The 6,706-nt window shown below is 71.4% G+C and carries 4 protein-coding genes; 1 reads left to right on the top strand and 3 read right to left on the bottom strand.

Annotated elements, in window-relative coordinates; all coding sequences use genetic code 11:
• On the bottom strand, nucleotides 1-1,243 hold a 1,243-nt coding region (locus G6R24_RS16645), incomplete at its 3' end, for a TadA family conjugal transfer-associated ATPase (protein ID WP_163550157.1).
• A 637-nt stretch (nucleotides 1,244-1,880) separates the two neighbouring features.
• On the opposite strand from G6R24_RS16645, the gene G6R24_RS16640 reads away from it, so the two are divergent.
• Nucleotides 1,881-3,761 (top strand): PAS domain-containing protein, encoded by a 1,881-nt coding sequence (locus tag G6R24_RS16640; protein ID WP_163550155.1) that lies wholly within the window; start codon nucleotides 1,881-1,883, stop codon nucleotides 3,759-3,761.
• Between the two features lie 36 nt (nucleotides 3,762-3,797).
• Here the strand turns inward: G6R24_RS16640 and G6R24_RS16635 are convergent, their stop codons facing one another.
• Both G6R24_RS16635 and G6R24_RS16630 read right to left on the bottom strand, forming a co-directional pair.
• The gene (locus G6R24_RS16635; RefSeq protein WP_163550154.1) at nucleotides 3,798-5,699 is read right to left on the bottom strand and encodes a hypothetical protein; all 1,902 of its coding nucleotides are present in this window, start codon (nucleotides 5,697-5,699) and stop codon (nucleotides 3,798-3,800) included.
• Nucleotides 5,700-6,063: 364 nt separating this feature from the next.
• A complete protein-coding gene (locus G6R24_RS16630; RefSeq protein WP_476695803.1) occupies nucleotides 6,064-6,630 on the bottom strand; it encodes a DUF6912 family protein in 567 nt (188 codons plus the stop codon).
• Nucleotides 6,631-6,706 lie beyond the last annotated feature (76 nt).

Below are 6,706 nucleotides of genomic sequence, written 5' to 3'. Positions count from 1 at the left end.
AGCCACGCTGGTGCTGGTCGTGGTCACCGTGGGAGAGCAGGCTCGGCAGGTCGTAACCGGCGCGGGCGAAGCGTTCGACGTGCGGCGGATAGCCGTCCGCGCGGACCAGGCCGTCGGCCCGGGTGCGGTAGATCTGGGCGATCTCCACGATGTCGCCCTCCGCCCGGCCGGGCAGCGCGACGATCTCGGTGACCCGGCGCCGGCCGCTGATGTCCTTGGCGAGATGAACGACGAGGTCGACGCTGGCGGCGACGGTCGGCACGACGAAGGCGTGGCTGACGTTCTCCCCGGCCAGCAGCGGCAGGGTGCACAGCTTCGTGACCGCCTCGCGGGCGGAGTTCGCGTGCAGGCTGCACATACCGGGCAGGCCGGAGTTCAGCGCGATGAGCAGGTCGAGTGCCTCCTCCTGGCGGACCTCGCCGACGAGCAGGCGGTCGGGGCGCATCCGCAGCGCCTCCTTGACCAGCCGGCGCAGCCGGATCTCGCCGCTGCCCTCGAGGTTGGCCTGGCGGGTCTGCATGGCCACCCAGTCGGGGGAGCGCAGCTTGAGCTCGAAGACCTCCTCGCAGGAGATCACTCGTTCCCGGGCCGGGATGGCTGATCCGAGACAGTTGAGCATGGTCGTCTTGCCGGCCTGGGTGCCGCCGGCCACGATGATGTTGAGCCTGGCGACGACCGAGGCCTCGAGGAACGCGGCGGCGGCGGTGATCGTGCCGAGACCGATCACCTCGTCCAGGCTCGCGGCGCTGAGCACGAACTTGCGGATGTTGATCGACCAGTGCACCCGGGTCACATCCGGGATGACGACGTGCAGGCGGGAGCCGTCCGGAAGCATGGCGTCGACGAACGGGGTGGACAGGTCCACCCGTCGGCCGGACGATTTCAGCATTCGTTCGACCAGGTCCTGAACCTGATCGGCGGTGAGAATCGTGGTCGTGAGCTCGCTGCGACCATGCCGGGCGATAAATACCCGGCCCGGCTCGTTGATCCAGATCTCCTCGATGGTCGGATCGTCGAGATGGCGCTGCAACGGGCCGAAGCCAGCGACCGCGTCGTAGACCAGGCGGGCGGTGAGATCCCGGTCGGCGACCGGTGGAAGGTCGCTGACCAGGACTCGTTCCTCGTAGTCCGCCAGCACCTCGTGCACGAGATTGCGCACCAGCGCCGGATCGTGCACCGGGTCCAGGGAACGCCGACGGACGAGTTCACGCACCTCGTCCTCGACATGGGAGGTGGCGTCCATCCACCCGTTGCGTGCCACCGCCACGAAAACCGCTGCTCCTCCGGCCGTGTCTCTTCCGCCGCCCGCCACGCGACCAATAGCTACGAAGCGTAGAAAGAGGGTCACCGCCAATCAAGCCCCGAACTTCGGGACAGACGCATCAACGTTCGCACAACCTCGTAGCGACCCTCAGGCCGGATAGGACACAGCAAGCTCACGGAGCGCACAGCGGCCGACCTTGACTGCCCTGATGATTACTCTCCGCATCAATTTTGCGGTCACGGTTAGGTACGGAACGGGGCAGGACCGTCGCTGAACGCACACGTCGGGTGCACACGACAGCGCACGGAGCGCCCCGGAAACGCCCGTGGGACTACGGCCTCGAATCCGCTCGGAGGCGATAGCCTCGCAGCGTTCCCTAATCCGCACACCCGTCGTGTCACATTCCGCCCGCTGGATCGACCGGTAGAGACTCCCCCACCCTGCCGATCTCATCCGACAGACGGTCCACACCTGCCTCGGGGGTCACTTCCGTGTCCGGTCAGCCATCGCCATCTGGGCTCGCCCGCCGTCCGCGAGATGCTCGTCGGACCGCTGTAACGGTGCGGGCGGATCGCATCCACCCGGGCACGACCGCCGGACCGAAAGGTGCGGGGCGATGAATCAGAATCCGGAACCGGAACCGTCCGACAGGTTCACCACAACCGCCTGGGAAATGTTCTGGCGAATTGTCGAGAACTGCCCGATCGCGGTATTCGCAACGGATGCGACGGGCCGACTGGTCTTCGTGAACGAGACCTGGTCGACGCTCACCGGGCTCCCCCGCCACCACGCCGTCGGACTGCGCCTGGACGAAATCCTCCAGCCGGAGGACGTCGCCACTGTCAGCAACCACTGGCAACGGCTGATCACCCATGGTGATGCGTTCTCGGTCCGGATTCGGCTGGCCGACGCCGACGAGCCGACCCGTCCGGCCGCGATCCTGCACACCGTCGAATCGACCTCGGGCGACGGCACCCGCCGATTCGTCGGCACGCTCACCCCCGCGCCGCCCATCGCCCTCGACCCGATACAGCTGGACCCCGAACTCCTCGACCCCAGCCGCTTCGACTTCCGCCCGCTGGGCGTCGATCCGCGGGGCGTCGATCCCATCGAGTCCATCAGGGCCGAGCCCATGGACGTCGGGCCGCTGGGTCTCGGCCCGCTGGACCATGATCTGCTGGGCCACGGGCCCTTCGGTGACCTCGGGCCGTTCGCCGAGGACCAGTCCTTCGACCCGGACCCCTCGTTCGACCACGGCACGTTCGACCAGGGCGCGTTCGATCGCGACTCGTTCGAGCAGGCGACGTTCGACCACGGCACGTTCGACTCCAGCGCCTTCGAACCGGGCTCGTTCGACGGGCGGACGTTCCAACAGCGTCCGTTCGAGCGTGGCGCCTTCGACCAGGAGCTGTTCGGCGACCCGTTCGACGAGGCCGCCCGGGCCCTCGGCGCGGCGGACGGGCCCGAGGACGGACCGACACGCTACGAGAATCCGCCGCGTCACGAGGATCCGACCGATCGTCGCGACGGCCACCCGCTCGGCCATTCCGCCAACCATCCGGCCGGCCGCCGACTGCCCGACCCCGCCGCCGGCCAGGGTTCGGCCGCGGGCCAGGGTTCGGCCACCGGTCAAAGCCCCGCCGCCGGTCTGGGCTCGGCCGCGAGCCAGCATCCGACGTCCGAGAAGAACCCGCGGTCGAGCCACCGGGGGCCGTCCGGTCAGGGCGCGGGCTCCAACCAGGAAACCGGCCCGGACCGTGGAACCGGCCCGGACCGTGGAACCGGCCCGGACCGTGGCCTGGCCGGTGACCCGGAGCGGCGCTGGAACGTTCCGCTGCCGCGTCGTCCGATGCCCGGCGAACCCACACCCGGACGGCAGACTCCGTGGGGAGCGGTGGAGGAGCGTCCGCCGACATACCCGCGCGGTGCGCTGCCACCCGGCGCGGAATGGCGGGCGGCCGTCGTCCTGCACCGGGACGAGGAGGCCGACCTGCACCCGGATGACATCGGACGGACCAGGTCCGCGCACCACCACGACGGCTGCGGCTGCATGTTCGCGGAGATGCGCCGCATCGAGGATGCCTGCCGGGATCGCGAACGGTGGCTGACCACGTTGCTCGCGGAGCTCACCACCGCCGTGCTGATCGCCGACCGGGACTGCGCCGTCGTCGCCGTCAACCAGCTGTACTGCGACCTGTTCGACCTGGCCGAGTCGCCCGTCGACCTGGTCGGCACCGACTGCCGCCGGCATCTGCGGCCGCGGGCCGGACTCGTCGACGACCCCTCCGGTTTCGCCGCCCGCCTCGACACGTTGCTACGCCGACGTCGGACCCTGCGCCGCGAGCCGGTGATGTTCGCCGACGGACGCTTCTTCGAGCGCAGCCACATCACCCTGGCCGCGGGTGACGGCTACCGCGGCCATCTGTGGCTCTACAGCGACGTGACCGATCGCCGCATCCTCGAGGCGGAGATCGAAGGCCTCATCTCCGGGCTGTGACGCCCCCATGCCGGCGGACGGCACACTACGGCGGTCTCAGACGCCGCCGTAGTGGCGGACCTGGAGGTCCTGGGCCTGGCCGACCCAGTCGTCGGAGATGATCCGGTCGCCGAAACCGTCCAGCATGCGGGCCAGCCGCTCGACGTCGGTGTCGCCCATCTCGGCGAGCTGCCCGAAGGTCGTGATGCCCAGTGTCCGCAGCCGGGACTCGATCACCGGGCCGACCCCGACGATCTCCTTGAGGTTGTCCCCACCGACAGCGGACGGGTCAAGCAGCCCGTTCCACCGCGGGGAGGGCTCCATCACCACCTGGCCGCCGGCGGTCTGCTCGCCGGTGGCTCCGCGCCGGACCCCGGGCGAGGTCGCGAGCCCCGCCGGGCCACGTAGCGGCGCCCCGGCCACCGCTGACGGCCGTTCCTTGGTCACCGCCCCCATCGGACGAACCCGCGCCACCGGAACCTCGACCGCCGCCTCGACGTCCACCACCTCGACGTCCACCACCTCGACGTCCACCACCTCGGCATCCGCCGTGGCATCGACGTCCGCCTCCGGATCGGCATCCGCCACCACTTCGGCATCCGCCACCACTTCGGCATCCGCCGTGGTTTCGACGTCCGTCAGCGGATCGACCGTGGCCGCCTGCGGCGGAACCGCCCGCGGCGCCACGTCCGCCGCTGTCTCGACGCCGGTCGGCGGTTCGAGACCCACCGCCGTCTCCGAGCGGGTGATGCGGCTCAGCAGCCGCTGCCGCTCGACCGCCCATTCGGCCTGATGCCGGTCAAGCCGGGTGCTCAGGGTGGCCACCTGGCGCTGGGCGTCCTCCGCCTCGGTGCGGGCCATCGCCAGCCGGGAGGAGAACTTCGCGGCCCGCCCTTCGGCCTCGTCCAACTGCTGACGAAGGTGTTCGGCCGCCTGAACGAGCTCGGCGACGGTCGGCCCGCTCGGCGGTGCGACCCGCTCCGGCGCCCCGTCGAGGACGTCATCGGCCCCGTCGGACGCGACCCCGGCCTCGGTCACGGCCCCAGCCGCGATCGCGACCCCGGGCTCGATCGCGGCGTCGTCCTCGATCTCGACCGAGGACGGTCCGGCCTCGGACACCGGACGGGTGACCGCTTCCACCCGGGCCCGCAGCGCGGCGTCGATCTCCTCGACCCGGGCGCTCGCCGTGACGGCGTGCCGCTCGGCGGCGGAGGTCCGCTGCTCGGCCTCGGCTGCCCGCTGCTCGGCCACCGCCAGTCGGGCCGTGAGATCGGCTCGCTCCAACGCGGCGTCGTCGCGCTGCCGGCGCAGCAGATCGACGAGTTCGGCCACCGGCTCCACCGCCCGCACCATGTGCAGCGGCATTGTGATCGGCCCGGTGGTGGCCAGCTCGGCACCCACCGCCGGCCTGCCAGCGCCCCACTCGCCCCCGGCCGGCTCGCCCTCAGCCGGCTCATCCTCAGCCACACCGGGCTCGGCCGCACCGGACCCGCCCACATCGGACACGGCCACGAGTCGCTCGCTCACGGCGGGTTCGAGCGCGACCGGGCCGTCATGGACTGGCCCGCTTCCCACCGGTGCGCCCGCCACCGGTTCAGCCAGCACCGGTTCAGCCGGGACGGGCTCGGCCAGGGCGGGTGCAGCCGCCAGAACGGGTTCGGTCGGGACGGGCTCGGCTGGCGTGGCGGTGGTCGTGGACGTCCCGGCCGGCTCGTTCGCGGATCCGGCGACCGGGCGGCCGATCGCGACCACCGGCTCGTCCCGGGAGGTGCTGGAGACCAGCCCGGGCCGGGTGGTGTCGGTCGCGTCCGTGGTGGCGGTGGTGCCCGGCCGCTGGGCCGCGCGTTCGGTCCGGATCTGCCGGCGCAACGGGGCGATCAGGAACACCCACGCCAGCGCCGCGCCGATGACCATCGCCACCAGCACGTACGCCAGGATCTGCCCGGCGAGGTACAGCATGGGCTGTCAGCCTCCCTACCGCGGTGGGTCGTTCGAGATCCACACCCGTGCGACGGGAGCCGGCATCTCGCGACGAGGAATGTCAACAGGAACAAGGGGGTCTCACCGCCACCACCGCCCGGATCAGGATCCGAGCGGACGGGAGCGGCGCTATCCCCATTATTCGCAACAGCCGACGTGGACCGCGCCCCGGGGAGCCCCAACCGTTGTCACCCGCACCGGTAGGCGCACGAGGATTCCGATCCGTGCCGGACCGCCCGGTATGTGTGCTGACCCGGCGCGCGACGCGTGCGCATCCGGATGCCGGCCGCCATCCCGGGCGCGCGGCGATCAGGCCGGGTGGCCGATCCGCGACGCGCGGTGCTCAGAGCAGGTCGGGGAGTTCCTGGGGGGCGAACCAGAGCAGTTCGAAGCCCTCGGCGCTGTCCACGGTGAAGGCCGCGTCCGTACCACCGAGGTCGGCCTCGAGGATCTGGTCGGCGGCATCGCGGACCGCGGCGAGCACCTCCTCGTCGCCACCGTCGTCCACGTGGATGGCCTCGATCGCCGACCACGGCACCGGGAAGTCGAGTTCGACGGCGCCGCGGTCCAGATCGTCACGCACCCGGACCTGGCCGTCGGCGAGTTCGGCGACGAACACCAGCCGCCGGCGGGGGGCCTGCGGATCGGCGTCGAGCAGGCGCAGGCTGGCCCGGGCCGCGTCATGCAGGACGGCGTACTCCAGCTCCTCCTCCGACTTCGACTGGGCGTACCACTCACGCAGGGCGGGGGTCACCGCGTAGCCGGTGCCGGCGGGGACCTCCCCGGACTCCCACACCGGGCGGGCGGCGGCGAGGGTCGAAGGCAGGTAGACGCGCACGGCACCAGTCTGCCAACCGGCCACCACCAGATGACGCGGCGGGTCGCCGGACGGCTCCGGTTCGGCTGTCATGGCCAGGCCCGCTCAGCCGGCGAGCCCGAGGCCCACCGGCGGATCGTCGCGTCGTTCGGGCTGGGCCAGCCCGTCG

The sequence above is a fragment of the Candidatus Frankia nodulisporulans genome, from assembly GCF_902806475.1.
In the GTDB taxonomy this organism is placed as follows: Bacteria; Actinomycetota; Actinomycetes; order Frankiales; family Frankiaceae; genus Frankia; species Frankia umida.
This window is presented reverse-complemented; position numbering and strand designations above follow the sequence as displayed.

Excerpts from the sequence above, each read along its gene's own strand:
- G6R24_RS16640 (WP_163550155.1), top strand. The coding sequence starts at position 1,881 with ATGAATCAGAATCCGGAACCGGAACCGTCCGACAGGTTCACCACAACC.
- G6R24_RS16635 (WP_163550154.1), bottom strand. The coding sequence starts at position 5,699 with ATGCTGTACCTCGCCGGGCAGATCCTGGCGTACGTGCTGGTGGCGATG.
- G6R24_RS16630 (WP_476695803.1), bottom strand. The coding sequence starts at position 6,630 with ATGACAGCCGAACCGGAGCCGTCCGGCGACCCGCCGCGTCATCTGGTG.